The sequence below is a fragment of the Marinobacter sp. B-12 genome (genome assembly GCF_056857915.1).
The window spans coordinates 57,621-82,052 of the sequence record NZ_JBSXOB010000041.1 but is presented as its reverse complement, the minus strand read 5'-3'; the positions used below and the strand labels follow the sequence as shown (position 1 = coordinate 82,052).

The window sequence follows — 24,432 nt, the reverse complement described above, 5'->3', positions numbered from 1 at the left end:
CATGAATAAATTTTACTCACTGACCCTCAAAGAGATCAGACCCGAAACAAGAAACGCCGTATCACTTGCTTTTGATCTGCCTAAGGATCTGGCAGACACGTTCAGCTACAAGCAGGGCCAGCACCTGATTGTCAGAACGCAGCTGGATGGAGAGGAAGTGCGCCGCTCCTATTCGATCTGCCGCAGTGTTAACGACCAAGAGCTTCGTATTGCGGTCAAACAGGTTCCGGGCGGCCGCTTCTCCACGTTTGCCAATGAACAGCTGAAACCCGGAGAAACGCTGGAAGTCATGCCCCCCCAAGGCCACTTCTCCATTGATCTGGACCCCGAGCGGGAAGGCAACTACCTGGCGGTAGCCGCTGGCAGCGGCATTACTCCGATCCTGTCGATCGTCAAGACGACACTGGAAACCGAGCCCAAAAGCGAGGTCACCCTGTTCTACGGCAACAAGGCCACGAGCAGCACCATGTTCAGGGACGAGCTACAGGATCTCAAGAATGAGTTCATGGCACGGCTGAACCTGGTTTACATCTTCACCCGAGAAGAGCAGGACATTGACCTGTACAACGGGCGAATTGACCATGACAAATGCGACGCGCTGTTTGATCACTGGATAAACGCCAAGGAGCTCACCGCAGCCTTCATTTGCGGCCCCCAGCTAATGACGGAAGACGTGCGGGACTCGCTGCTTCGCCACGGCATGGACAAAAGCAGGATTCACTTCGAGCTGTTCACGCCGGCCGGTGGTGCGCCCCAAGCCCGCAAGGACAGAGCCCCATCCCAGGTAGATCCGAAGTCGGTGAGCGAAGTCACCGTGATTGCCGATGGCCGCACCCTGACGTTCCCACTGGTTCGAGACACCAAAAGCATTCTGGATGCCGGTAACGAAGAAGGCGCGGACCTGCCCTACTCCTGCAAAGCCGGCGTTTGCTCCACTTGCCGCGCAAAGGTTTTAGAAGGCGAAGTGGAAATGGACCAGAACTTTGCTCTGGAAGACTACGAAGTGGAAGCCGGCTATGTGCTCTCCTGCCAGTGCTACCCGATCAGCGACAAGGTGATTCTGGATTACGACGAGATGTAGTTTCCAGAAGACCTACAAGCAAAACACGAGCAAGGCAAGTTCCACGCAAGCGGGGCTTGCCTTGGCAGTTCAGAAACGAACGGAGTTCCCCATGTCAGTCCTGAAAAGTTTCATTGCCGGCCAGTGGGTCGGTGACACGGCCGCCAAGGCCCTGCCCAGCGCCATCAACGGCCAGACCGTGGCGCACACCCACGACGATACCCTCGATTTCAAGAAAACCGTGGAATACGGCCGCACCGTTGGCGGCAAGAACCTGATGGCCATGGACTTCCAGGAGCGCGCTCTGGCACTCAAGGCCATGGCTCAATACCTTCAGGAACACAAAAAAGAACTCTACGCACTGTCAATGCACACCGGCTCGACCAAGGGTGACAACGGCATCGATATTGATGGCGGCTTCGGCACGCTGTTTTCCTACGCCAGCATGGGGCGGCGTGAGCTTCCTTCCGGCAACGTGGTGCACGAAGGCCCGATAACACCACTCGGCAAAAACAACCACTTTGCCGGCACTCACATCCTGGTGCCCCGGGGCGGCGTGGCCGTTCACATTGATGCCTACAACTTTCCGGTGTGGGGCATGCTGGAGAAATTCGCGCCTACGTTCCTGGCGGGCATGCCCTCCATCGTAAAACCGGCTACATCCACCTGCTACGTGACCGAACTGGCGGTTCGCCTGATGCAGGAATCCGGTGCCCTGCCGGAGGGCAGCCTGCAACTGATCATCGGCAGCACCGGCGACCTGTTCGAGCACCTCGAAGAACAGGATGTGGTCACCTTCACCGGATCCGCCACCACCGCACGTAAGCTTCGAAACCACCCGAACATCATTAACCGCTCGATCCCGTTCAATGCGGAAGCCGACTCATTGAACAGCGCAATCCTCGCGCCAGACGTAACCCCCGAGCACGAAGAATTCGACATTTTTGTCAAGGAAGTGGGCCGCGAGATGACCGCCAAAGCCGGTCAGAAATGTACCGCGATCCGTCGCGTTCTGGTGCCCAGAAACCAGGCCGATGCGGTCTGCGACAAGCTGAAAGAGCGACTGTCAAAAATCACCGTTGGCGATCCTTCCGTGGAAGGCGTGCGGATGGGGGCACTGGCCTCCATTGACCAGATGGAAGATGTAAAAGCCAACATCCAGGAACTGCTCAAAACCAGTGAACTGGTGGTCGGCGGCGAGGGCAACTTCAAGCCCACCGGCGAGGGTACCGAGAACGGCGCCTTCATTGAGCCCCACCTGCTGCTGTGCCGAAACCCGGAAAACGGCTGCGGAGCCCATGATATTGAAGCGTTCGGTCCGGTCGCCACCGTGGTTCCTTATGACACCATTGAGGATGCTGTCGACCTGTGTTCGAAAGGCCGCGGGTCCCTGGTCACCACTCTGACCACCCGCGACCCCGCGATTGCCGGCAAAGTCGCGCCACTGCTTGCCGCCTTCCACGGCCGGCTACACCTGCTGGACGCAGAAGCGGCGAAAGAATCTACGGGCCACGGCTCTCCCCTGCCCATGCTCAAGCACGGCGGTCCTGGCCGCGCCGGCGGAGGTGAAGAACTGGGTGGCATTCGCGCGGTACACCACTATCTGCAGCGCACGGCAATCCAGGGCTCTCCCAGTATGCTGGCAGCGGTAACCCGTGAGTATGTGCGAGGGGCTGATGTTATCGAAACTGAGGTTCACCCGTTCCGCCGCCACTTTGAGGATCTCCAGATCAACGAGTCCTTGCTGACCCACCGCCGTACCGTTACCGAAGCAGACATCGTCAACTTCGGTTGCCTCTCCGGCGACCATTTCTACATGCACTTCGATGAGCTTGCAGCGCGGGAATCCCAGTTCGGAAAGCGCATTGCCCACGGCTACTTCGTACTGTCCGCCGCGGCAGGCCTGTTCGTGTCTCCGGGAGAAGGTCCGGTTCTGGCGAATTATGGCCTGGACACCCTGCGTTTTATCGAACCCGTAGCCCCTGGGGATACGATCAGGGCGCGGCTAACCTGCAAGCGCAAAATCGATCAGGGTCGGACATCGCCAGACGGACACCCTCAGGGTGTAGTGGTCTGGGATGTGCAGGTTCACAATCAGAACGACGAACTGGTTGCGAGCTACGATATTCTGACACTGGTTGCAAAAAAGCCCGAATAACCTCGGGCTCCCGGGCTTTTTCCCCAACCCTTCAGGCACCTGTCCGGGTTCTGCTTCAATCACCTCACACCAGACCATCCACCGGGATGGTCTCGGTGTTCTTGATCTCCCGCAATGCGAAGTTTGAATGCACCTGGGCAATGCCCTGCAAGGTAAAGATCTTGCTGTTCAGGAATCGATCGTAACTGGCCATGTCTCGTACCACGACCCGCAGGACAAAGTCGGCGCTCCCCGTTACGGCAAAGCACTGAAGCACCTCCGGGTAGCTGCTGACCTGCTGCTCGATCTCCGCCGTGCTGTCGAGGTTGTGCCTCTGCAATGACAGGTTTACCAGCACGCAGAGCCCCTGCCCGACGCTTTCAGGATCCAATCTGGCACTGTATCCCAGGATCACGCCATTTTCCTCCAGGGTCCGAACCCGCCGCCAGCAGGCGGCTGGCGACAACCCCACCTGTTCCGCCAATAGCTGGTTACTGATACGACCATCCTGCTGGAGCACCGACAGGATTCTCTGGTCCAGCTTATCGAGATCAACCCGTTTCATTTAGTAACACCTTATTTTCGTGCAATATCCTTTCTAAGCATTGTGTCTAACAAAATAATCTTTCGCAAACCATCCAGACTGCTGCCTAATTCGCAAGCACCTTTTGCGAACTTCCCTCTAGAATTTTGGTCATAATATCGACAAAAAGGAGGACTCCATGTCCGCCGATTCCCCTCAGCTTGACCAGTACAAACTCGAAGACCGCTACTTGCGGAAGTCAGGTCGGGTTTTTCTGACAGGAACACAGGCCTTGGTCCGCATACCCCTGATGCAGGCAGCTCTGGATCGTAAACAGGGATTAAACACGGCGGGGTTGGTCAGTGGTTACCGCGGCTCCCCTCTCGGCGCGTATGACCAGGCGCTCTGGCAGGCCCAAACCCTGCTGGATGATAACCGCATCGATTTCGTCCCGGCTATTAACGAAGACTTGGCCGCTACCATCATGCTCGGCACCCAGCAGGTGGAAACCGACGATGACCGGCAGGTGGATGGTGTGTTTGGCCTCTGGTACGGCAAGGGCCCCGGAGTGGATCGCGCAGGCGATGCACTGAAACACGGCACCACCTACGGCTCGTCTCCCCATGGCGGTGTTCTGGTGGTTGCAGGTGATGACCATGGCTGCGTGTCATCCTCCATGCCCCACCAATCCGACGTGGCGTTCATGAGTTTTTTCATGCCCACCATCAACCCGGCTAACATCGCCGAGTATCTGGAATTCGGCCTATGGGGATACGCTTTGTCCCGTTACAGTGGCTGCTGGGTGGGGTTCAAGGCGATCTCCGAGACGGTGGAAAGCGCCGCCTCCGTCGACCTGCCACCCGAACCGGAGTTTGTAACCCCCGACGACTTCACGGCACCCGAGAGCGGTCTTCACTATCGTTGGCCGGACCTGCCTGGCCCGCAGCTGGAAACCCGGATCGAACACAAACTGGCGGCCGTGCAGGCTTTTGCACGAGCAAACCCGATTGACCGCTGCCTGTACAACAATCAACAAGCCCGTTTCGGCATTGTGACCACCGGCAAGGGCCACCTGGACCTGCTGGAAGCTCTCGATCTCCTCGGAATCGATGAAGACAAAGCCCGGGACCTGGGGCTGGATATCTATAAAATCGGCATGGTCTGGCCACTGGAGCGCCGCGGCATTCTCAGTTTCGTTCATGACAAGGAAGAAGTCCTGGTCATCGAAGAGAAGCGGGGCATCATCGAAAGCCAGATCAAAGAGTACATGTCCGAGCCGGATCGCCCCGGCGAGGTACTGATTACCGGCAAGCAGGATGAACTGGGGCGCCCGCTGATTCCCTACGTCGGTGAGCTGAGCCCGAAACTGGTTGCCGGCTTCCTTGCTGCCAGGCTTGGCCGGTTCTTCTCTGTCGACTTCAGTGAGCGCATGGCCGAGATCAGCGTCATGTCCAATGCTCAGGATCCGGGCGGTGTCAGGCGCCTACCCTATTTCTGTGCCGGCTGCCCTCACAACACGTCTACCAAAGTGCCCGAAGGCAGCAAGGCACTGGCGGGCATCGGTTGCCACTTCATGGCCTCCTGGATGGGCCGGAACACGGAATCGTTGATTCAGATGGGTGGTGAAGGGGTCAACTGGATCGGCAAGAGCCGTTACACCGGCAACCCTCATGTGTTTCAGAACCTTGGCGAGGGCACTTACTTCCATTCGGGCTCCATGACTATCCGCCAGGCAGTAGCAGCCGGAATCAATATTACCTACAAAATCCTGTTCAATGACGCTGTCGCCATGACTGGCGGCCAGCCGGTGGATGGCCAGATCACCGTTCCCATGATTGCCCAGCAGGTAGCCTCCGAAGGCGTTCGCCGGGTCGTGGTGCTCAGCGATGAACCCGAGAAGTACAAAGGGCATGAGAACCAGTTTCCGAACGACGTCACTTTCCACGACCGCTCCGAACTGGATGTGGTTCAACGGGAATTGAGGGATATTCCAGGCTGTACCGTGCTGATCTACGATCAGACCTGTGCCGCCGAAAAGCGCCGGCGTCGCAAGCGCAAGCAGTTCCCGGACCCGGCAAAGCGGGCGTTTATCAACCACCACGTTTGTGAGGGGTGTGGCGATTGCTCGGTGCAGTCCAACTGCCTGTCGGTTGTGCCACGTAAAACCGAACTGGGCCGAAAGCGCAAGATTGACCAGTCCTCCTGCAACAAGGACTTCTCATGCGTCAATGGCTTTTGCCCCAGCTTTGTCACCATTGAAGGCGGGCAACTGCGCAAGTCCCGAGGCATGGATACCGGCCTGATGCTAACCACCAAGCTGGCAGCTACCCCAAAGCCAAACCTGCCGGAAATGACCGGCTCTTACGATCTTCTCGTTGGCGGTGTTGGTGGTACAGGTGTCGTTACCGTGGGCCAACTGATCACCATGGCTGCACACCTGGAATCCCGGGGCGCCTCGGTACTGGATTTCATGGGTTTTGCCCAGAAAGGCGGGACGGTACTGAGTTACGTGCGCCTGGCGCCATCCCCTGACAAGCTGAATCAGGTTCGGATCAGCAATGGTCAGGCCGATGCGGTTATTGCCTGCGATCTGGTGGTGGCTTCCTCCCAGAAGGCCCTCAGTGTACTGAGGCCGAACCACACCCGGATTGTCGCCAACGAAGCGGAACTGCCCACCGCCGACTATGTGCTCTTCCGCGATGCCGACATGAAGGCCGACAAGCGGCTCGGCCTGCTCCGGGATGCCGTTGGCGAGGACCACTTTGGTCAGCTTGATGCCAATGGTATCGCCGACAAGCTGTTCGGGGACACCGTATTTTCCAACGTCATGATGCTTGGTTTTGCCTGGCAGAAAGGGTTGCTGCCCTTGTCTGAAGCGGCCCTGATGAAGGCCATCGAACTCAACGGTGTTGCCGTTGATCGCAACAAGGAAGCCTTCGGCTGGGGCCGTGTGGCGGCTGTTGATCTGAGCGCGGTAACGGACCTGCTGGACACCGGCGGCGCGAACGTTGTGGATGCCAAGTCCGAGCCGACCCTTGATGAGCTGATCGAGACCCGTCACGGGCACTTGGTTAACTATCAGAACCGGCGCTGGGCCGATCAGTACCGGGCCGGTGTTGCCGAAGTCCGGAAAGCCGAGGAAGCCCTGGGTCAGACAAACCTGCTCCTGACCCGTGCCGTGGCACAGCAACTGTATCGAGTTATGGCCTATAAGGACGAGTACGAAGTGGCCCGGCTGTTTGCGGAAACGGACTTCATGAAAGAAGTGCAGGAAACTTTTGAAGGTGACTTCAAGGTCCACTTCCACCTGGCACCGCCCCTGCTCGGCAAAGAAACCGATGCCCAGGGACGCCCAAAAAAGCGCCGGTTCGGCCCCTGGATGTTCCGGGCCTTCCGGCTGTTGGCAAAATTCCGCGGCCTGCGCGGAACCGCGGTGGACCCGTTCAGTTACTCTGCAGACCGGAAACTGGATCGCGCCATGCTGAAAGACTATCAACGCCTGATCACCCGGATTGGGCAGGAATTGGACGCAAGCAACTACGAAACCTTCCTGCAGCTGGCAGAACTGCCAGCCGACGTTCGAGGCTACGGGCCTGTACGCGAACAGGCGGCAGACGCCATCCGCGAAAAACAGACCCAACTGGTCAAGGCGCTCGACACCGGCCGCCCAACCCTCATCCGCACCCAGCAGGCCGATAAGGAGGCGAATCATGTTTGAAGCCCTGAATCCCCTGCCACAAGACCCGATCCTGCAACTGATGCTGCAATTCCGGGAAGACACCCGGCCGGATAAGGTGGACCTGGGTATTGGCGTTTACAAGGATGACGCCGGCAACACGCCCATCATGGCCGCCGTGACCGAAGCCGAACGGCGCCTGCTGGAGGGAGAGACCACCAAGAGCTATGTCGGGCCCGCAGGCTCTGCTGGCTTCAACAACGCCATGGCAGCGCTGATCCTGGGGGACAACAGTCCGCTGATCAGAGATGGCCGAACCTCCGTTGTCCAGACCCCAGGCGGCTGTGGTGCCCTACGCATGGCGGCAGAGTTTCTACGCCTGTGTAAAACGGACATCACCGTATGGGTGAGCACTCCAACTTGGGCTAATCACCTACCACTCCTGGGGGGAGCGGGCCTGACCATCCGCGAATATTCGTACCTCAATCCGAACACCCTGGAGGTAGACTTCGCCGGCATGCAGGAAACCCTTGAAACCGCCAATGCGGGTGATGTGGTGCTACTTCATGGTTGCTGCCATAACCCGTCAGGCGCAGATCTGAGCCTGGAGCAATGGAAAGAAGTCACCAGCCTGATTCAGCGCAAGGGCCTGCTGCCATTCGTGGACATGGCCTATCAGGGTCTTGGTGAAGGCCTCGAGGCTGATGCGGCAGGTGTGAGGCATTTGGCAGGTGCCGTGCCGGAAATGATCATTGCTGCGTCCTGCTCCAAGAACTTTGGGCTTTATCGCGAGCGCACGGGAGCCCTGGCACTGATCTCTGGTACGGCATCCGTCAACTCGGCGGCAACGAGTCAGTTGCTTGGCATCATCCGCTCCCACTACTCCATGCCACCGGCCCATGGCGCGGCCATCGTGGAAACCATTCTGGAAGATGAGAAATTGCGAGCCCAATGGCAGGACGAACTGAATGGCATGTGCGAGCGCATACTGCACCTGCGCCATGCCTTTGCCGACACATTAGCCCCGGTGGGAGACTTCCGTTTCATTGCCCGTCAACGAGGTATGTTTTCGTTCCTAGGGATCAGTCCGGAGCAGGTTGCCCGGCTACGGACGGAGCATGGTATCTATCTGCTCGACAGCAGCCGCGTCAATGTAGCAGGGCTTAACGATCGAGTCCTGCCAAGGGTGGCAGACGCAATGAACGACATCCTCGAATAAGCCGCCGTCCCGCCTCTCAATCAGACCAGCAACGTTCATCCGACAAAAACAACTAGCCGGAGACCACAATGAATCAAAGTACCCAATCACACCAGCAGGCCGACAACCTCTGGTCTTCAAGGATGGCCTTCATCCTGGCAGCTGCCGGTTCGGCCGTTGGCCTCGGAAACATCTGGAAGTTTCCCTACATTACCGGAGAGAACGGCGGTGGCGCGTTCGTTCTTGTCTACCTAGCCTGCATTTTCCTGATTGGAATACCGGTATTGATCGCTGAAACCATGATCGGCCGCCGGGGTGGTCAAAGCCCTGTAGCCACCATGCGTACCCTGACCCAATCCGAGGGAGTGTCCCGGGGCTGGAGAGTGATCGGTTGGAACGGCGTGATTGCCTCGTTCCTGGTGTTATCGTTTTATGCCGTCATTGGTGGGTGGGCTCTGGTTTACATTGGCAAGGCCGCTTCCGGCCTGTTTACCGGCGCGGACGCCGAGACCATAGGTGGTCAGTTCGGCGGACTACTCGCAAATCCCTGGGAACTGTTGTTGTGGCATTCGGTATTCATGATGATTGTGGTGGTTATCGTTGGCCGCGGTATTCGCTCAGGGCTCGAGAAAGCTGTCAACATGTTGATGCCGCTGCTGTTCCTGCTTTTGGTTGTCATGGTGATCTATGCCATGAACAGCGGCAGCTTCGGCCGGGCCGTGAGCTTCATGTTCTCCCCCGATTTCAGCAAACTGAGCACCGCCGGTGTTCTTACCGCTCTGGGCCATGCTGCTTTTACTCTCAGTATCGGGATCGGCGTGCTTATGGCCTACGGCTCCTACCTGCCAAAGGACGTCAATATTGCCAGAACGGCAATGACCATTGCCGTTCTTGATACCAGTGTGGCGCTGCTTGCCGGACTCGCCATCTTTCCCCTGGTGTTTGCCAACGGTCTCGAACCCGGAACTGGCCCCGGCCTGATCTTCGTGACCCTGCCACTGGCGTTCGGTCAGATGAGCGGCGGTGCTCTCTTTGGCACCCTCTTCTTCGCCCTTCTGCTGGTGGCCGCCATTACTTCTGCTATCTCCATGCTGGAGCCGGTAGTGGAGTGGCTGGAAGAACACAAAGGGGTCAGCCGGGCAAAGAGTGCACTTGGTGGCGGGCTGGCGATCTGGTTTATCGGAATCGGTACGGTGCTGTCGTTCAACGTATGGGAAGATTTACATCCATTGGGCTTCATCACGTTGTTTGAGGGCAAAACGGTGTTTGACCTGCTCGACTTCCTTGTCTCCAATCTGATGATGCCCCTGGGCGGACTCACGATTGCACTGTTCGCAGGTTGGGCCATGAAGCGGCAAGGACTGGCAGCGGATATCGGCCTGCAAGGCGGAGCCTACAGGGCCTTTATGCTGGTGCTCCGGTATCTGACGCCCGCTGGCATCACGGTGGTGTTCCTTTACAATCTCATCTGACGACCCCACAAAAGGTTCACAGAGGGTGAAGCACCAAAGCCCCGCCTCCGTGCGGGGCTTTTTCGCGGCCGTTTTCACAGAGCCGGGAAAACATTACATGCCCAGGTACGCCTCACGCACCTTCTCGTTGCTGAGCAGTTCCTGGCCGGTTCCCTCAATCACCACCTTTCCGGTCTCCAATACATAGCCACGGTCGGCCAGTGCCAATGCCTGAGACGCATTTTGTTCAACCAGGAAAATGGTAATGCCCTCCTCCTTGAGCTCTTTAACGATGTTGAATATCTCTTCGATGATCAACGGTGCAAGGCCCATGCTGGGCTCGTCGAGAAGCAGCAGTCTTGGCTTGGCCATCAGTGCCCGCCCCATGGCAAGCATCTGTTGTTGGCCACCGGAAAGCTCACCAGCCAGGTTATGGCGTTTCTGGCGAAGGATGGGGAACTTGGTGTACATGCGCTCCAGGTCGTCCATTACCTCGGGGGTTTTTCCACGGGTATAGGCTCCCAGAAGAAGGTTGTCATGGACACTGAGGTCCTTGAAAACCTGCCGGCCCTCAGGCACCTGCACGATGCCATCAGCCACCCGCTGGTCCGCTGCGATCTTTGCGAGGTCCTTGCCTTCAAAGGAAACCGAGCCCCGATCAGTAGGCTGCAGCCCGGAGATAGTCATCAGGAGGGTTGATTTGCCGGCACCATTGGCACCGACAAGCGATACGATCTCACCACTATTGATGTGGATATCCACATCATGCAGCACTTCGATCTGGCCATAAGATGTTACCAGCCCTCGGATAGACAGCATCTCCTGACTGGCCTGCTCACTGCTTGGCTGGGCAGGCGCCATTTCAGTGTGTTGCTCGCTCATGTGAAATGTCTCCTTGCTCAGCCACCCAGGTAGGCGGCAATAACGTCCGGGTTCTGACGGACTTCTTCGGGGGCACCCTCGGCCAGAACGCGACCATAGTTCAGCACCAGCAACCGGTCGGATATCCCCATCACCAGTTTCATATCGTGCTCAACCAACATCACGGTTATGCCCTGGTCCGCAATTTTCCGGATCAACGCCTCCAGCGCCGAGGTTTCCGTGGCATTCAGGCCCGCCGCCGGCTCATCCAGAAGAATCACCTTTGGTTCGGCTGCCAGGGCCCGTGCAATTTCGAGCCGCTTGAGCGCGCCGTAGGACATGGCGGAGGCTTCCGTATCCAGGTAATCACCGCAGCCAACGTATTCCATAAGATCAGCGGCGCGTTTACGAGCAGCAGTCTCGTTGTTACGCAGAGACGGCAACCGGAACAACGTGGTAAACAGGCTGTTCCTGAGCTGAAGATGCCGGCCCAGCATCACGTTCTCGATGGCGGTCATATTCATGCAGATCTGCATCTGCTGAAAGGTCCGGCACATGCCCCGCTCCGCAAGCTGGTTCGGCTCGAGCTTCGCGGTACTTTCACCGTTGAGCAGGATCTCACCTCTTGTGGGGGTGTAGAGGCCGGTGATCAGGTTGAACAGCGTGGTCTTACCGGCGCCGTTCGGACCAATGACAGAATAGACCTGTCCGGCCTCTACGGCGAAACTGACCCCTTCAACTGCATGCACACCACCAAAGGCCTTATCCAACCCTTTCACTTCAACCAGAGCTGTCATGCCTCACCTCCCGCTTTTTTGCGCATTCTTTTGGAAACAGCAGCGGTCAGGGTCGGAAGTAGCCCTTTGGGCATAAATATCATAGTCAGCATCAGGATCAGGCCGAACATGACGGTTTCGAGCTCCTGGAAGTCCGCCAGAACCTGGGGCAACAGTTTCAAAACCACGGCGCCCAGAATCACGCCGAATGTGGAGCCCATACCGCCAAGGACAACCATGGTGATAAAGAGAATAGAGAATTCGAAGCTGGCTACGGCCGGAGTGATAAAGCCCTGGAAGTGAGCGTAAAGCCCTCCCATCACACTTGCATAGATGGCGGAAATTACAAACACAAGGCTTTTGTACTTTGCCGTATCGACTCCCACTACGCTGGCAGCCACTTCCGAGCCGTGCACGGAGCGCAAGGCTCTTCCGATAGGCGATTCAATGAGATTCAGGGCAAACCAGACTGCCACCAGAAGAACCACGCTGGCCAGGATATACCATGCCTGAACGCCAGAAATCTCGATACCAAACAATGAATATCGACCAAACGTACTTAGCTCCCAGCCGAACAGATCCAGAGCAGGAACCGGCATTCCGTCCGGGCCGCCGGTAATGGCACGTTCGTTGTTCAGAATGATGGCAATAATGAAGCCCACTGCGAGGGTTGCCATAGACAGGTAATGCCCTTTCAGGCGCAGAATCGGGCGCCCGACCAGCCAGGCAATAGTGCCGACTACGATGGCCCCTACCACCAGCGCGGGCAATGAAGACCAGCCGTAAGTCCCGGTTGCAATGCCCGTGAAGTAAGCACCGAGGCCAAAAAACCCGGCATGACCGAGACTGATCTGGCCGGCAAAGCCCACCAACAGGTTCAGACCGACAACCGTAGCGGCGATAATGGCCATCTGGATGGCCAGTTCATAGTGAAACGGGTTGCCCAGAAAAGCCGGAAGAATACTCAGAATTAGTGCGAGGATCACCAGACCCCGCAGGCGCGACTGCATAAACCGGTTCAACATCAGACGCGCTCCACTACTTTGGCACCGAACAATCCTCGGGGCATAAAGAAAAGCACCAGCAGAATCATGGAAAACGCGACGGCGTCCTTGTAATCAGACGAGATGTAACCGGCCGCCATGGCTTCAACAATACCGAGCGCAAGGCCACCGACAACAGCACCGACACCGCTGCCGAGACCGCCGATAGCCGCAGCAACAAAGCCTTTCAGGCCGAGAATGATGCCGATGTCATAGGACGTGAAGGTAATCGGGGCAACCACAATGCCAGCCACCGAGCCCAGCAGGGCAGACACCATAAACGCCAGCATGAGCACCATCTGGGTACGGATCCCCACCAGGCGCGCCGCCTCCTTGTTCATGGATGTCGCAAGAATCGCTTTACCGATCAAGGTCTTGGTAAAGAACAACACCAGAGCCACCACCATGACCGCGCCAATACCAAGAACCCACAGGCTTTGGCTGTTCAGCACTGCGCCAAAGACCTGGATAGGCTGGTCCGTGCTGAAATTCTGCATCACGTGGTACTCCTTGCCCCAGACAACCTGAGCAATGCCCCGAATGAAAATGGATGCACCGATGGTGATGATAATCAGAGTTACTACATCGGCCTGTTTGGCCGGTGCGATGGCGAAGCGCTGAAGGGCAATACCCAGCACACCTGCCAGAATGACCGCCAGCACAACTGCAATCACCATGGGCACTCCCATGGCTGTCAGGGAAACGGTCGCCATACCGCCAATCATCAAGAACTCGCCCTGGGCAAAATTGATGACGTGGCTGGCGTTATAAATCAGGGTAAAACCGAGGGCTATCAGGGCGTAAGTCGCACCGATAGTAATCCCGGTGAACAGGTACTGTAAGAATTCTGCGAGCATAGCGGTGGTTCCGGTCGAACATCAGCTGGCGACCCGTCCAAAAGGACAGCCGCCAGCCGCGAGACAGGTGAAAAGGGAGTTCAGTCGATCAGTTTCCATTCGCCGTTCTGGACTTCCAGAATGCGGAAGGAGTCGGCATCAAGGCCATTGTGGTCGTCCGGCGACATGTTGAACTCACCGGTCACCCCGACATAACCCTGAATATTTTCCAGAGCACCGCGTACCGCCTCAGGATCGGTAGAGCCTGCCTTTTCAATGGCACGAACGGCCAGCATCAGCCCGTCATAGGCGTAGGCGCCAAAGGTTGAAACCTTGGAGTCCCAGTGAGCTTCATATTCGGCCTTGTAATTCTGAACCACTTCTTTCTGAGGATCCTCTTGCGGCAACGAGTCTGGAACCAACAAGGGGGATGCCGGCAGGCGAAGCCCTTCGGCTGACGAACCCGCCAAATCAAGGAAGCTGTCAGACGCGACACCGTGAGATTGATAGAACGGAAGCTTCATTCCCAACTGAACATAGTTACGGGTGACGATAGCGGGCCCCTGACCAAAACCAAAGTTGAGGACGGCTTCCACTCCTTTCGTGTTACGGATATTGGTCAGCTGTGCGGTCATATCCGTATCAGATCCGCTATAGGTAACATCAGCCACCACATCCATACCCATCTGTTCTGCCACCTCCAGAGTCTGGGTGCGGCCGGAACTGCCAAAGCCACCTGTGCCGGAAATCAGACCAATCTTGGTAATTCCACGGTCTTTCATGTCCGCCAGGATACGTTCCGCCGCCATGCGGTCAGACTGAGGGGTTTTGAATACCCACTTCTTCACCGGGGTCGTAATGACGACCGCACCTGCCAGAGAGATAAACGGAACTTGTGCCTGCTCAATCAGCGGAACCGCAGCCATTGTGGCGCCGGTGGTGCTGCCGCCCACAATGATATCCACTCGATCCGAACGGATCAGACGGCTGGCGAAGTTACGGGCGGAGGAAGCATTGCCAACGTCGTCATAGTGGATCAACTCCAGTTGACGCCCGAGGACACCGCCTTCTTCATTGATTTTCTCGACGTACATCTCGAGTGTTTTCAGCTCGGGATCGCCAAGAAAGGATGCCGGCCCTGTGACTGACAGGAACGACCCGATTTTGATTGGTTCAGCGGCCTGCGCACTCATCATGAGGCATGCAGCAGCAACCACTGCGCATTGTCCTGCGCGGCGCATCATTGTTTTAAGCATTGTTCTTGTTCTCCCGATATTGTGCAGGGCTTGAATGTATTTTTGTTTCTTCGCCCTCGATATAATTCGATACCGATGGCGAACATTTAACGAACTTATTGTATCATAATGCCAGTGTCAACCGATTTCACGGAGTCTCACCATGCCCACTGAGCCAAAGTCGACGCACATAAAATGCGCCAGCAGAGCAACCAGAGAGACAAACCTTTACCTGACACGAAAGACCCGCATAATACGTCCAACGTGTTTCATTGATTCTTATTTGCGAACTTAAGTCCATGACTGCTAAAAGCCAGCTCGAACTACTCGTCCAAAACTTTCAGAAAAAGCGGCCGCTGCGCGCCGGTTCTCTTATCAGCACAATCTACGGCGACGCCATCGTTCCTCGTGGAGGCAACGTCTGGCTAGGCAGCCTGATGAAGCTGGTGGAGCCCATGGGCATCAGTCAACGGTTGGTTCGAACCTCTGTTTATCGCCTGGTTCAGGAATCCTGGCTGCAAACAGAGAAAGTCGGGCGCTGCAGTTACTACAGCCTCACCGGCCCCGGGCTGCGCCGCTTCGAGCAGGCCTTCCAGCACGTCTACAATCTGGAAACGGAGGAATGGAGCGGTAGCTGGTGCCTGGTGTATCTGAACCAGCTATCTCCCGAGCTTCGCCAGAAGGTTCGGGATGAACTGAAGTGGCTCAGCTTTGGCAGTATGGCACCCGGCCTGATGGAGCACCCCAGGTTCACCCGCAGCGAGCTGATACCGATGCTCCAGGAATGGGGCGCCCTGGAGGACACCATCGTCATGCAGACGGTGCCAATGGAGCAAAAGAGCCCGAGGGCACTGCGACTGCAAGTTCGCGAAAGCTGGAACCTGGATGAACTCGGCGGCCGGTATCGACGCTTCCTGAGCCAGTTTCGCCCGCTTTGGCGCGAACTGCAGTCCGATGACACCCTCAGCCCTGAGGAATGCCTGACCGTCCGCATCCTGCTCATACACGAGTATCGGAAAATTCTGCTCCGGGACCCCATCCTGCCCGATGAATTGCTGCCGGGAGACTGGGAAGGGCGCAGCGCCAAGCAACTCTGCCGAAATCTGTATCGCCAAATCTATGTGCGGGCTGAACAGTGGCTGGATGAAACCCTGGAAAACGCTTCCGGCCCTCTGCCGGGGCCCGGTGAGAAGTTTTATCGGCGTTTCGGTGGCCTGAGAGATGTCGCCAGCAAGACCGATTTCACAACGGAACGAGAAATGTCATAGACACCACCGGCAGCCAAGCCCCCCTTCACTCAATTCAGGCGCAGCGCTTTTTGAAGTCCGATGGGGTATAGCCGAATCGCTGTTTAAACGCGGTCGAGAAATAGCTGGAACTGCAAAAGCCAAACCGATAGGACGCCTCGGTCAGATTCAGTTGCCCCTTATTTGCTCTGATGTAGTCCGCACACATTTCCAGGCGCTGCGCCTTCACAAACTCCGAGAGCGTCGTTGAACGAGCAGAAAACGCCCGATAAAGACTTCGCACCGACACACCGATAGACTCCGCAATCGTATCCGCATTCAGGCCCGGCTGGCCAATGCTCGCCCTCACAAACTCGGAGGCATCCCGAAATACTCTGTCCTTTGGATCAACCCCGCTGACACTCTTAAGCACCGATGGCTTAATCAAGGTAGCGAGCGAGTCAAGTATGGCGGCCCCCTCATCAACATCGAGGTTCTGGTGCAAGGAGGCTTCCGCCACCAATCGACTGGCGAAGCTCGCGATATGGGAATGAGCGGGGATTTTCACACCCAGCTCGATCTTACTGAGGCTCAGCACCCTCTCAATGATGTCACGTGGCAGGATGAGCGAAATTTGCTGAGCAGCGGACGGGTATGAAAAACGAAAAGGTAGAGCCGAATCCATCAATACGATGTCGCCCACGTCCATAGAAGAACGGTTACCCACTTGCTCAACGAAAGACTTTCCTCGCACCTGAAAGACACAAAAAAAGTCTGGAACTACACTTTTTCGTATCTCTTTTGAGGTTCGATAAAGATCTGCCCCCTGAATTTTCACTCTGGACATATTCAGGCCGGCGCCACCCACTTTCTCAACCAATCCAGAGAACTCACCGCCCCGAGGGTCAGCGGCGAACGGGCCACATATAGAGTTGATATTACTGATCCAGCTTTCAAACTGAGCGCCCCGAGCGCCAGATTTGGAACACAAAATCATTCTTGCGACCTCTTATACCTGTATCACAATAGCGCTAAAAATGAGCAAATACTAAACAAAAGTCAAGCAAACTCTGACCATCATTGGCGCAATCAATAAACGTTCTGGCACGACAGAGAAAGTACTCAGGACCGAAGTTGACGAATATAAGGCATAGAGCCTTATCAATACGGCAAGGCCTTCATATCGAACCGCAATAAAGGTGGTACCGGCTTTCAGATCAATAACAATCAGGTGTCAGAATGTTTAAGAACAAGCGATTGAACAAGCCCGTTTTCTGGATATTAACCTCCCACTTAATGACGCCGACAGCGTTCGCCGCACCACTCTCAAGTGGCCCCGACTACGAATTGAACGGCGACCTTGAAATAGCAGCCGGTGTTTTCAGCAGCGACAAGAATTACCTGAACGATACTGACCAGGACGGAGCAACCTGGCAGGAAGGCTATATCAAACTCGGGGTTTCCGGAGACTACACACTCGACAGCGACGCTGCCGCTTATGGCGCCCTCAACGTTCTGTCCTCGGGCACTTGGGGTGACGGAGACGCCGGCGGCTTTACCTCAGGCAACGAACGCCGGACTGATCTCGAGGATGCCTATATCGGTTTCCGTTCCGGCAACCTCATTCCTGCACTCGGCACCGACGGACTGGACGTGTCGTTCGGACGACAGAACTTTACCATCGGTGACGGCTTCCTGATCAATGGCGATTCACTCAACCTGGGCGACAGTCTCAATGGCGGCGGGCTCGACTTTGATCGGGGTGGTGCCTACTGGCTCGCGGCTCGGAAAGCGTTCGACCAGACCGCCATTGCACGAATTGGCGGTGACTCCGGAATACGCTCGGATCTGTTCTGGCTTCAATCGGACAACAACGTCCAAGCTGATACAGAGCTGGCCGGGATCAACCTCGAATACGTTGCTCCTTACGGAACATTCGGTCTTCTTCATATTGAGGGACTGGATGTGAACGATCGCTACGCCCAGGCCCTCGGCCTCACCAACCGGGATGGCCAGAAGACCACCAGTCTCCGGTATCAGGGGAACGCCGGCAGCGAGCAACTGTTCCTCTCTGGCGAATTTGTGACTCAGGATCAGGACGACAGCTCCCGAAAGGACGCCGAGGCCTGGTACGTTGAGACGGGGTGGAGCTTTGAAGACACGCCGTGGTCCCCGAGTGTAACCGCCCGCTTCTCTCAGTTTGACGAGGGCTTTGACCCCCTCTTTTTCGGATTCAATCGCGGTTATGGAACCTGGTTTCAGGGCGAAGTTGCCGCCAACTATGCCGGCCCCTTCAACACCGACACCGATGTGCTTCACCTGGGTGTGAAAGCTTACCCCACGCCAGCACTAGCCGTCGGCGCACTGTTTTTCGATTTTAGCGACACCAATCAAGGCAGCGGAACTCTGGACAGCCAGGAAATCAACTTTTATGCCGAGTGGGCCGTTCACGAACACCTGTTCGTCAGCCCGGTGATCGGCTTCTACCAACCTGAGAACAGTGCCAGTAACGGCGGCAGCCAGCTTCAGGACGACGACATGAACACCTATGCCCAGATCATTGCTGTCATCGGCTTCTGACTGGTAGAGAAGGAGCAGAGAAAATGCAGAAATATCATAACGTAGTGAATGGCACATTCGGAGAGATCACGAATAGCCATGAAATTTTGAACCCCGCCAACGGCGACCTGCTCGGACATGCACCCATCAGCTCCGAAGAGGAGGTTGAACACGCAGTCCAGTCCGCGAGAGGCGCCCAGTCAGCCTGGGCTCAACGCAGCGACAAGGAACGCGCGGAGATAACCGCCAGCATTGCCAGCGTTCTGGAGAACAACTCGGAATACCTCGCCGATCTGATCACCAGGGAACAGGGCAAACCCTTGTCGGGGCCGGGCTCAAGGTTCGAGATGCAGGCCTGTGTAGGATGGACACAAGTCCCTGCCAGTCTGGAGCTGCCCCCGGAAGTTGTCTACGAGGACAACGACCGCAAGGACACGCTGTACCGTGTGCCCCTCGGCGTTGTGGCTGCAATAGCCCCCTGGAACTGGCCGCTGATGATCGCCATCTGGCAGATCATACCGGCACTCCGGATGGGCAACACCGTGGTTCTCAAACCCTCCGAGTACACCCCCATAGCCACACTTGAAATGGTCAGGTTGATCAATCAGGTACTGCCGCCCGGCGTACTCAATACCGTTACCGGGGACGGGCGCATTGGCAGCAAACTGACCAGCCACCCTGACATCGACAAAATCATGTTTACCGGCAGCGAGACCACGGGGCGGCGTATCATTGAAGCCTCGGCCCACAACCTCGCACCGATCACTCTGGAACTGGGCGGCAACGATGCCGCAATCGTCCTGCCGGGAACCAACGCCGGTGCCATTGCCGAGGGCCTCTTCTGGGGCGCCTTCCTCAACATGGGCCAGACTTGCGCCTGCATCAAACGTCTCTATGTTCACGATGATGACTACGACGCGGTCATGTCCGCACTTGGAAACATTGCCCGCCAGATGACCATCGGCGATGGAACAGACGAAAACGTTCTGATCGGCCCCCTACAGAACAAAATGCAGTATGACAAAGTTCGGGAACTGGTCGCTGATGCCCGGGCAAACGAGTGTGACGTAAGAGAGTTCGGAAACACACCGGACAAAGGCTACTTTTTGCCCGTGACCCTGGTCGGCAACATCAGCGATGGCCAGCGACTCGTGGATGAAGAGCAGTTCGGTCCGGCACTGCCCATCGTACGCTATCGCGACCTGGATGAGGCGATCACTTCAGCCAACCGGCTCCCGGCGGCTCTGGGCGCTTCCGTCTGGGCGGATGATGCGGCCAGTGCAGCCGAGACGGCCAGTCGCCTGGAAGCTGGAACTGTCTGGGTCAATCAACACGGTGCCATCCATCCGATGGTACCTTTCGGAGGCAACAAGGCGTCGGGCTACGGCTGTGAATTTGGTCTTGAAGGACTCAAAGCCGTTACCCAGGCCCGGGTTATCAGCGTCAAGAAATAAGAGCGAACAACAAATGAGGACCCAAACTATGCATTCATCCAAGAAACTGACCTTCAGCCTGTTGCTGGCCACTGGGCTGATCAGCACCTCTGTCAACGCAGAGTTACCCGTCGAGGAAGTAGGCACGACCACATTATCAGCGCCCGATGACCACCGAAGCTACATGGTGGATTTCGAGTTCAATAATATGGTCTCTACCCGAGTCGTCGTCGTTGACCCGGACAAGAAGAAGTACCTGGGAATGATACCGACCGGACATGCTGCCCCTGCGGCCTTGTCCCACAGCCGGAAGACTGTGTACACCGCGGATATTTTTTTCAGCCGCTACGTTCGGGGCGAACGAACCGATGTTCTTACCGCCTGGGACAGCCGGACCCTGTCCCCGGAATGGGAAGTCAAGATTCCGACCAAGCGTTCGTTTAGCCTGACAGAACGGTTTGCACTCAGCACAAGTGCGGACGACAAATTTGTCTATATTTACAACTTTACGCCATCCACTTCGGTCACCATCGTCGATACGGAAAAGCAGGCGGTTGCCAGTGAGCTGGCTATTCCCGGATGCATTCTCAACTACCCGATTGGCGACCGGCAATTTGCATCACTGTGCGGTGACGGCTCCATTCAAGTCATTACCCTGGACAGCGCCGGCCAGGAAACCGGGCGGTCGGTAACAGAATTTTTTGACCCCGATCAGGAACGGCTGGTCGAGCGGGCGACTCACGTTGGCAAAACGTATTACTTCGTTACTACGGAAGGTGATGTAGTCCCGCTGGATCTGTCCGGGGGTACACCTGAAGTGTTGCCACGTTGGTCCCTGACAACAGAAGAGCAACGAGCCGAGGGTTGGGCTCCCGGCGGCTGGCAGCTCATTGCCGCGGCGCCTGAACTGAACCGCATGTATGTTCTGATGCACCCGGACCACAAGCCCCATAAATGGGAAGACCCAAGCACCATCATCTGGGAATTTGATCTAAAAAACGGCAAGAAACTAAGGACGCTCGAATCGCCCAACCTGATCTGGAGCCTCAGCGCAACCTCCGACGACGACCCACTACTGCTTGGAACCAATATCGAGGGCGGTCTGGAGATTTTTGATCTCGGCTCGGGCCAGCACACAGGAACCATGGAAGGCGTGACCAAAACACCAACACTGGTTCTGAATCACTGAGGGGGAATCCCATGATCGATCCCATTTTCAGCACAGCCGCAGCACTGGCATTGAGCGTAATCCTCGCCAGCGCTGCCAGTCACAAACTCAGGAAACCGCACTGGTTTCGGCGCCAGGTCAACGAATATCAACTAACACCGCCCTTGCTGACGTCCGCCATCGCCCTTGCCTTGCCAGTGACAGAACTCCTGGCAGCCACTGGCCTCCTTTGGGAAACGAGCAGGCCATACGCAGCCTCCCTGGCTCTGGCCCTGGTAGCCGCGTATGCACTGGCGATAGGCATCAACCTGCTGCGGGGGCGCCATGATATGGACTGTGGATGCTCAGGCCCAGCCATGCGCCAACCACTCCATCCCATATTGTTGCTTCGCAATGGCTTTCTCGGTGTTCTTGCGCTGGGCGCACTCATCCCGGCATTCGAGAGGACCACTAGTGTTCACGATAACTTCATCATGATTGCCGCTGGAACGGTTGCCATTCTGTTATACACCGCTGCAGACCTGTGGCTGGTATACAGACCCCTTTTGCTTAAATTGTCAGGAGACAAATAAGATGCAAGCACTGATTGTTTCAAACGTACTACTCTGGCTTCTTCTGATCGCCACCTCCCTGGTCATGGTTGGGCTTATTCGTCAGATCGGGGTCCTGCATTCACGCATTGCACCGGCAGGCGCACTGATGATGGACAAGGGCGTTGAAGTTGGCCAGCCAGCTCCTCAAGTTACCGCGGCGGACCGCTCAGGCCGGCCTGTGAACATTGGTTACGCCGGTGAACGCTCAACGTTACTGTTCTTTCTTTCACCTACCTGCCCGATCTGCAAATCCCTGCTTCCTGCCATCAAAGCGATTGACCGCTCAAGTAACGACCTCGATGTCATTTATGTCAGCGATGGAGATCCGGCGGCGCAGGAAAAGCTGATAGCCGATGCTGGACTGGAAAATAGCCACTACGTCGTCAGCCCCGAGGTTGGCATGACGTTCCAGATTGGCAAGCTGCCCTACGCAGCACTCATCGACGCCAAGGGCACGCTGAAAGCAAAAGGCCTGGTCAACTCCCGAGAACATCTCGACAGCCTCTTTGAGACCCAAATGCTTGGCTCATCGACACTGCAGGAGTACCTGAAGACCCAATCCGAGTCCCCGCGCGTTCATACGCCGTCCTGATCAGGGAGAACAACAAAATGAAGTTTCTGGATCGCTTTTTCGAACGTTCATCACGCCATGTCGCCAGCACCACCGGTAGGCGCCACTTTATTGCCAAATTTGGCTCTCTGCTGGCTATCGGTACGGCGGCGCCCGTACTGCTGCCTATCGACAGAACCAGCAAAGCACTTGCGGCGGAAGCCCCCAAAGCCGGTGATCCGGGGGACCCAACCAGCTGTGACTATTGGCGCTACTGCTCAGTGGATGGCTTCCTTTGCAGCTGCTGTGGAGGCTCTGTAACCAGCTGCCCTCCGGGAACAGAGGTGTCTCACGTGACCTGGGTAGGAACCTGTCGAAACCCGGCGGATGGTATCGATTACATAATTTCGTACAACGATTGTTGCGGCAAGCACAGTTGCGGCACGTGCGCCTGTACCCGAAACGACAGCGAGGAACCCATGTACCGCCCATTCAACAACAACGACATCAATTGGTGTCTGGGCGCCGAAAGCAATGTCTATAACTGTACGGTAGCTGTGATTCGAGGAACCGCTATCTGAGGGCCTTTGCGATGAAATCATTCACTCGAATAGTTTCCCTCAGCCTGATCCTGGCCTCTCCTTTTGGAGAGGCCAGGGTGATTCCTGATACCACTCAGAAACCTGCTCCCGGTAATGAGGCCCAGCAAACGCCACTGAGCCAGGCGAACTACTCGCCTGCTGTTAATTACCAGTTGCAATGTTTGGGGTGCCATCTGACCAACGGCGAAGGCGCACCACGTAACGACATTCCCCGAATGACTGATTTTGTCGGCAACTTTCTCAAGGTCGAGGGCGGAAGGGAATTTCTGGTTCAGGTTCCGGGCTCCTCACAATCGGCGCTAAACGACCAGCAGCTAGCAGACCTTCTGAACTGGATGTTGAAAAACGATGGCATCGCCGGCGGGAGCTCTCCAGAAGGCTTCAAACCCTACAGCAGCGCGGAAGTGAGTGCTTACAGGAAAGAAGGCATCCAGGACCTGCCAAGTGTTCGGAGACATTTGTTAGAACAGATGAAGAAGATGGGCATTACGATCCCAGAGGCCGTCATGCCCTAGCGTTCGCCCCCGAGTTTACCCTGCAAACGCAGGGCTAAACTCAGAACCTGAATAGAATGCTCCTCTACCCAAATACCGTTACCGTCTGCCGACTCAGCGCCACGAGCTCTCCGCTCGCGGTCCAGATGCCGGCCTGGGTATGGCCGTATCCCGCGTCAGCCTTATCAATCTTCGCCTTGTATAATAACCAGTCCCCTGGCTCCAGAACTGGCCTGGGATGCATGATTTCAAGAGCCCAGCTTAAGGAGCTCGTTTTCACCCGCTGCTTCACATACGGCAAAACGGCGGGCGGCCACGCGTCAACAAGCGCCACAATGTGGGCATCTGAAAACGTTTCTGGCGTTTGACGGAACTGCATCCAGCCGCCAAGCTCTCGACCACCTTTGCCACTAAACGGAAGATTGCCAAACGCCCAGCGCATCTCAATGTGCTGAATGAACTCCGGCGTAACACCTTCAATGAAATCCAGGCCGTGGCACTGCTCCACCGGCTTCGCCTCAGGCGCTGGTGCGGCATCGACCGAAACATCAGACTCCCGATCGCTTCCAAAACTCGCCAGCGCCACCAACTTCGACTCTCCGCCCTGGACAATGCGGCCCAAAACCTGACTTACGGCCTTACCTTCCCGCAGAATTTCAGCCTCGACTGTCGCCGGCTCATCCGGTGTTACTGGCCCCACAAAGGACACCTGCATTGAACGCATGGGGCGGCCGGGGGCGACAACACTGGCCATTCGGTCAAATACCAGGGCTGCAACCACCCCACCAAAAGAGGCACGTCCTTGGCCCCAGCTTGAAGGGACAACCAGATCTTTACCGTTGGCCCCACTCTTCATCAACTCATCAAAATTCATGCGCCCGCCTCGTTAGCATCCTATTCGAAACAACCCGGAGATTGCCGAAGATCTACCCGCAACGCAACCGTCATCGCCGGCAACTACCTACTGCACTACCAGCATTAGCCGTGTTAAAGACACGACAAACCAGTTAT

At 56.6% G+C, this 24,432-nt stretch carries 21 protein-coding genes; 13 read left to right on the top strand and 8 right to left on the bottom strand.

Annotated elements, in window-relative coordinates; all coding sequences use genetic code 11:
- Nucleotide 1: 1 nt before the first annotated feature.
- Entirely contained in the window at nt 2-1,081 is a 1,080-nt protein-coding gene (gene paaE, locus AC13D2_RS06150; RefSeq protein WP_292049689.1) for a 1,2-phenylacetyl-CoA epoxidase subunit PaaE, read from the top strand.
- Nucleotides 1,082-1,172: 91 nt separating this feature from the next.
- Nucleotides 1,173-3,218, top strand: coding sequence for a phenylacetic acid degradation bifunctional protein PaaZ (paaZ, locus tag AC13D2_RS06145; protein ID WP_292049688.1), 2,046 nt, complete (start codon nt 1,173-1,175; stop codon nt 3,216-3,218).
- A gap of 64 nt (nt 3,219-3,282) precedes the next feature.
- Here paaZ and AC13D2_RS06140 read toward each other — a convergent pair whose 3' ends face one another.
- Nucleotides 3,283-3,762, bottom strand: coding sequence for an Lrp/AsnC family transcriptional regulator (locus AC13D2_RS06140; protein ID WP_292049687.1), 480 nt, complete (start codon nt 3,760-3,762; stop codon nt 3,283-3,285).
- A gap of 157 nt (nt 3,763-3,919) precedes the next feature.
- On the opposite strand from AC13D2_RS06140, the gene AC13D2_RS06135 reads away from it, so the two are divergent.
- The 3 genes from AC13D2_RS06135 (at nt 3,920) to AC13D2_RS06125 (ending at nt 10,066) form a co-directional block, all read left to right on the top strand.
- Nucleotides 3,920-7,438, top strand: a complete 3,519-nt coding sequence (locus AC13D2_RS06135) for an indolepyruvate ferredoxin oxidoreductase family protein (protein WP_482938348.1) — start codon at nt 3,920-3,922, stop codon at nt 7,436-7,438.
- On the top strand, nt 7,431-8,615 hold the full coding sequence (locus AC13D2_RS06130) for an amino acid aminotransferase (RefSeq protein ID WP_292049685.1): 1,185 nt from the start codon (nt 7,431-7,433) through the stop codon (nt 8,613-8,615). Before AC13D2_RS06135 ends, AC13D2_RS06130 begins: the two co-directional genes overlap by 8 nt.
- A gap of 68 nt (nt 8,616-8,683) precedes the next feature.
- Nucleotides 8,684-10,066 carry a sodium-dependent transporter gene (locus AC13D2_RS06125; RefSeq protein WP_292049684.1) on the top strand — a complete coding sequence of 461 codons (1,383 nt, stop codon included), beginning with the start codon at nt 8,684-8,686 and terminating at the stop codon, nt 10,064-10,066.
- 93 nt (nt 10,067-10,159) lie between these two features.
- Here the strand turns inward: AC13D2_RS06125 and AC13D2_RS06120 are convergent, their stop codons facing one another.
- From AC13D2_RS06120 to AC13D2_RS06100, 5 genes are all read right to left on the bottom strand, one after another.
- Entirely contained in the window at nt 10,160-10,864 is a 705-nt protein-coding gene (locus AC13D2_RS06120; RefSeq protein WP_292049728.1) for an ABC transporter ATP-binding protein, read from the bottom strand.
- 80 nt (nt 10,865-10,944) lie between these two features.
- A complete protein-coding gene (locus AC13D2_RS06115; protein WP_292049683.1) occupies nt 10,945-11,703 on the bottom strand; it encodes an ABC transporter ATP-binding protein in 759 nt (252 codons plus the stop codon).
- Nucleotides 11,700-12,707 (bottom strand): branched-chain amino acid ABC transporter permease, encoded by a 1,008-nt coding sequence (locus tag AC13D2_RS06110; protein ID WP_292049682.1) that lies wholly within the window; start codon nt 12,705-12,707, stop codon nt 11,700-11,702. Before AC13D2_RS06110 ends, AC13D2_RS06115 begins: the two co-directional genes overlap by 4 nt.
- On the bottom strand, nt 12,707-13,582 hold the full coding sequence (locus AC13D2_RS06105) for a branched-chain amino acid ABC transporter permease (RefSeq protein ID WP_007155025.1): 876 nt from the start codon (nt 13,580-13,582) through the stop codon (nt 12,707-12,709). Before AC13D2_RS06105 ends, AC13D2_RS06110 begins: the two co-directional genes overlap by 1 nt.
- Nucleotides 13,583-13,662: 80 nt before the next feature.
- Nucleotides 13,663-14,817 carry an ABC transporter substrate-binding protein gene (locus AC13D2_RS06100; protein ID WP_300497037.1) on the bottom strand — a complete coding sequence of 385 codons (1,155 nt, stop codon included), beginning with the start codon at nt 14,815-14,817 and terminating at the stop codon, nt 13,663-13,665.
- 278 nt (nt 14,818-15,095) lie between these two features.
- Here AC13D2_RS06100 and paaX point away from each other — a divergent pair, with 278 nt between their 5' ends.
- Nucleotides 15,096-16,064: a phenylacetic acid degradation operon negative regulatory protein PaaX gene (paaX, locus tag AC13D2_RS06095; RefSeq protein WP_292049680.1), complete on the top strand. Its 969-nt coding sequence runs from the start codon at nt 15,096-15,098 to the stop codon at nt 16,062-16,064.
- Nucleotides 16,065-16,098: 34 nt separating this feature from the next.
- On the opposite strand, the gene feaR is transcribed toward paaX, so the two are convergent.
- Nucleotides 16,099-17,019, bottom strand: coding sequence for a transcriptional regulator FeaR (gene feaR / locus AC13D2_RS06090; RefSeq protein ID WP_292049679.1), 921 nt, complete (start codon nt 17,017-17,019; stop codon nt 16,099-16,101).
- Between the two features lie 242 nt (nt 17,020-17,261).
- Between feaR and AC13D2_RS06085 the strand changes: the two genes are divergently transcribed.
- The 7 genes from AC13D2_RS06085 to AC13D2_RS06055 are packed head-to-tail and all read left to right on the top strand — an operon-like array spanning nt 17,262 to nt 23,442.
- Nucleotides 17,262-18,602 (top strand): alginate export family protein, encoded by a 1,341-nt coding sequence (locus AC13D2_RS06085; RefSeq protein WP_292049678.1) that lies wholly within the window; start codon nt 17,262-17,264, stop codon nt 18,600-18,602.
- 23 nt (nt 18,603-18,625) lie between these two features.
- Nucleotides 18,626-20,035, top strand: coding sequence for an aldehyde dehydrogenase family protein (locus AC13D2_RS06080; RefSeq protein ID WP_292049677.1), 1,410 nt, complete (start codon nt 18,626-18,628; stop codon nt 20,033-20,035).
- 13 nt (nt 20,036-20,048) lie between these two features.
- Nucleotides 20,049-21,203: an amine dehydrogenase large subunit gene (locus tag AC13D2_RS06075; RefSeq protein ID WP_482938347.1), complete on the top strand. Its 1,155-nt coding sequence runs from the start codon at nt 20,049-20,051 to the stop codon at nt 21,201-21,203.
- 11 nt (nt 21,204-21,214) lie between these two features.
- Entirely contained in the window at nt 21,215-21,754 is a 540-nt protein-coding gene (locus AC13D2_RS06070) for a MauE/DoxX family redox-associated membrane protein (RefSeq protein ID WP_292049675.1), read from the top strand.
- 1 nt (nt 21,755) lies between these two features.
- Nucleotides 21,756-22,367 carry a methylamine dehydrogenase accessory protein MauD gene (mauD, locus tag AC13D2_RS06065; RefSeq protein WP_292049674.1) on the top strand — a complete coding sequence of 204 codons (612 nt, stop codon included), beginning with the start codon at nt 21,756-21,758 and terminating at the stop codon, nt 22,365-22,367.
- Nucleotides 22,368-22,384: 17 nt separating this feature from the next.
- Nucleotides 22,385-22,906 (top strand): methylamine dehydrogenase light chain, encoded by a 522-nt coding sequence (locus AC13D2_RS06060; RefSeq protein ID WP_292049673.1) that lies wholly within the window; start codon nt 22,385-22,387, stop codon nt 22,904-22,906.
- Nucleotides 22,907-22,917: 11 nt separating this feature from the next.
- A complete protein-coding gene (locus tag AC13D2_RS06055; protein WP_292049672.1) occupies nt 22,918-23,442 on the top strand; it encodes a cytochrome C in 525 nt (174 codons plus the stop codon).
- Nucleotides 23,443-23,506: 64 nt separating this feature from the next.
- Here AC13D2_RS06055 and AC13D2_RS06050 read toward each other — a convergent pair whose 3' ends face one another.
- Entirely contained in the window at nt 23,507-24,295 is a 789-nt protein-coding gene (locus AC13D2_RS06050; protein ID WP_292049671.1) for an acyl-CoA thioesterase, read from the bottom strand.
- Nucleotides 24,296-24,432: the final 137 nt, after the last annotated feature.

Bases quoted from the DNA above. Each gene is read 5' to 3' on its own strand.
- paaE (WP_292049689.1), top strand. From the start codon at position 2: ATGAATAAATTTTACTCACTGACCCTCAAAGAGATCAGACCCGAAACA.
- paaZ (WP_292049688.1), top strand. From the start codon at position 1,173: ATGTCAGTCCTGAAAAGTTTCATTGCCGGCCAGTGGGTCGGTGACACG.
- AC13D2_RS06140 (WP_292049687.1), bottom strand. From the start codon at position 3,762: ATGAAACGGGTTGATCTCGATAAGCTGGACCAGAGAATCCTGTCGGTG.
- AC13D2_RS06135 (WP_482938348.1), top strand. From the start codon at position 3,920: ATGTCCGCCGATTCCCCTCAGCTTGACCAGTACAAACTCGAAGACCGC.
- AC13D2_RS06130 (WP_292049685.1), top strand. From the start codon at position 7,431: ATGTTTGAAGCCCTGAATCCCCTGCCACAAGACCCGATCCTGCAACTG.
- AC13D2_RS06125 (WP_292049684.1), top strand. From the start codon at position 8,684: ATGAATCAAAGTACCCAATCACACCAGCAGGCCGACAACCTCTGGTCT.
- AC13D2_RS06120 (WP_292049728.1), bottom strand. From the start codon at position 10,864: ATGCTGTCTATCCGAGGGCTGGTAACATCTTATGGCCAGATCGAAGTG.
- AC13D2_RS06115 (WP_292049683.1), bottom strand. From the start codon at position 11,703: ATGACAGCTCTGGTTGAAGTGAAAGGGTTGGATAAGGCCTTTGGTGGT.
- AC13D2_RS06110 (WP_292049682.1), bottom strand. From the start codon at position 12,707: ATGTTGAACCGGTTTATGCAGTCGCGCCTGCGGGGTCTGGTGATCCTC.
- AC13D2_RS06105 (WP_007155025.1), bottom strand. From the start codon at position 13,582: ATGCTCGCAGAATTCTTACAGTACCTGTTCACCGGGATTACTATCGGT.
- AC13D2_RS06100 (WP_300497037.1), bottom strand. From the start codon at position 14,817: ATGCTTAAAACAATGATGCGCCGCGCAGGACAATGCGCAGTGGTTGCT.
- paaX (WP_292049680.1), top strand. From the start codon at position 15,096: ATGACTGCTAAAAGCCAGCTCGAACTACTCGTCCAAAACTTTCAGAAA.
- feaR (WP_292049679.1), bottom strand. From the start codon at position 17,019: ATGATTTTGTGTTCCAAATCTGGCGCTCGGGGCGCTCAGTTTGAAAGC.
- AC13D2_RS06085 (WP_292049678.1), top strand. From the start codon at position 17,262: ATGTTTAAGAACAAGCGATTGAACAAGCCCGTTTTCTGGATATTAACC.
- AC13D2_RS06080 (WP_292049677.1), top strand. From the start codon at position 18,626: ATGCAGAAATATCATAACGTAGTGAATGGCACATTCGGAGAGATCACG.
- AC13D2_RS06075 (WP_482938347.1), top strand. From the start codon at position 20,049: ATGAGGACCCAAACTATGCATTCATCCAAGAAACTGACCTTCAGCCTG.
- AC13D2_RS06070 (WP_292049675.1), top strand. From the start codon at position 21,215: ATGATCGATCCCATTTTCAGCACAGCCGCAGCACTGGCATTGAGCGTA.
- mauD (WP_292049674.1), top strand. From the start codon at position 21,756: ATGCAAGCACTGATTGTTTCAAACGTACTACTCTGGCTTCTTCTGATC.
- AC13D2_RS06060 (WP_292049673.1), top strand. From the start codon at position 22,385: ATGAAGTTTCTGGATCGCTTTTTCGAACGTTCATCACGCCATGTCGCC.
- AC13D2_RS06055 (WP_292049672.1), top strand. From the start codon at position 22,918: ATGAAATCATTCACTCGAATAGTTTCCCTCAGCCTGATCCTGGCCTCT.
- AC13D2_RS06050 (WP_292049671.1), bottom strand. From the start codon at position 24,295: ATGAATTTTGATGAGTTGATGAAGAGTGGGGCCAACGGTAAAGATCTG.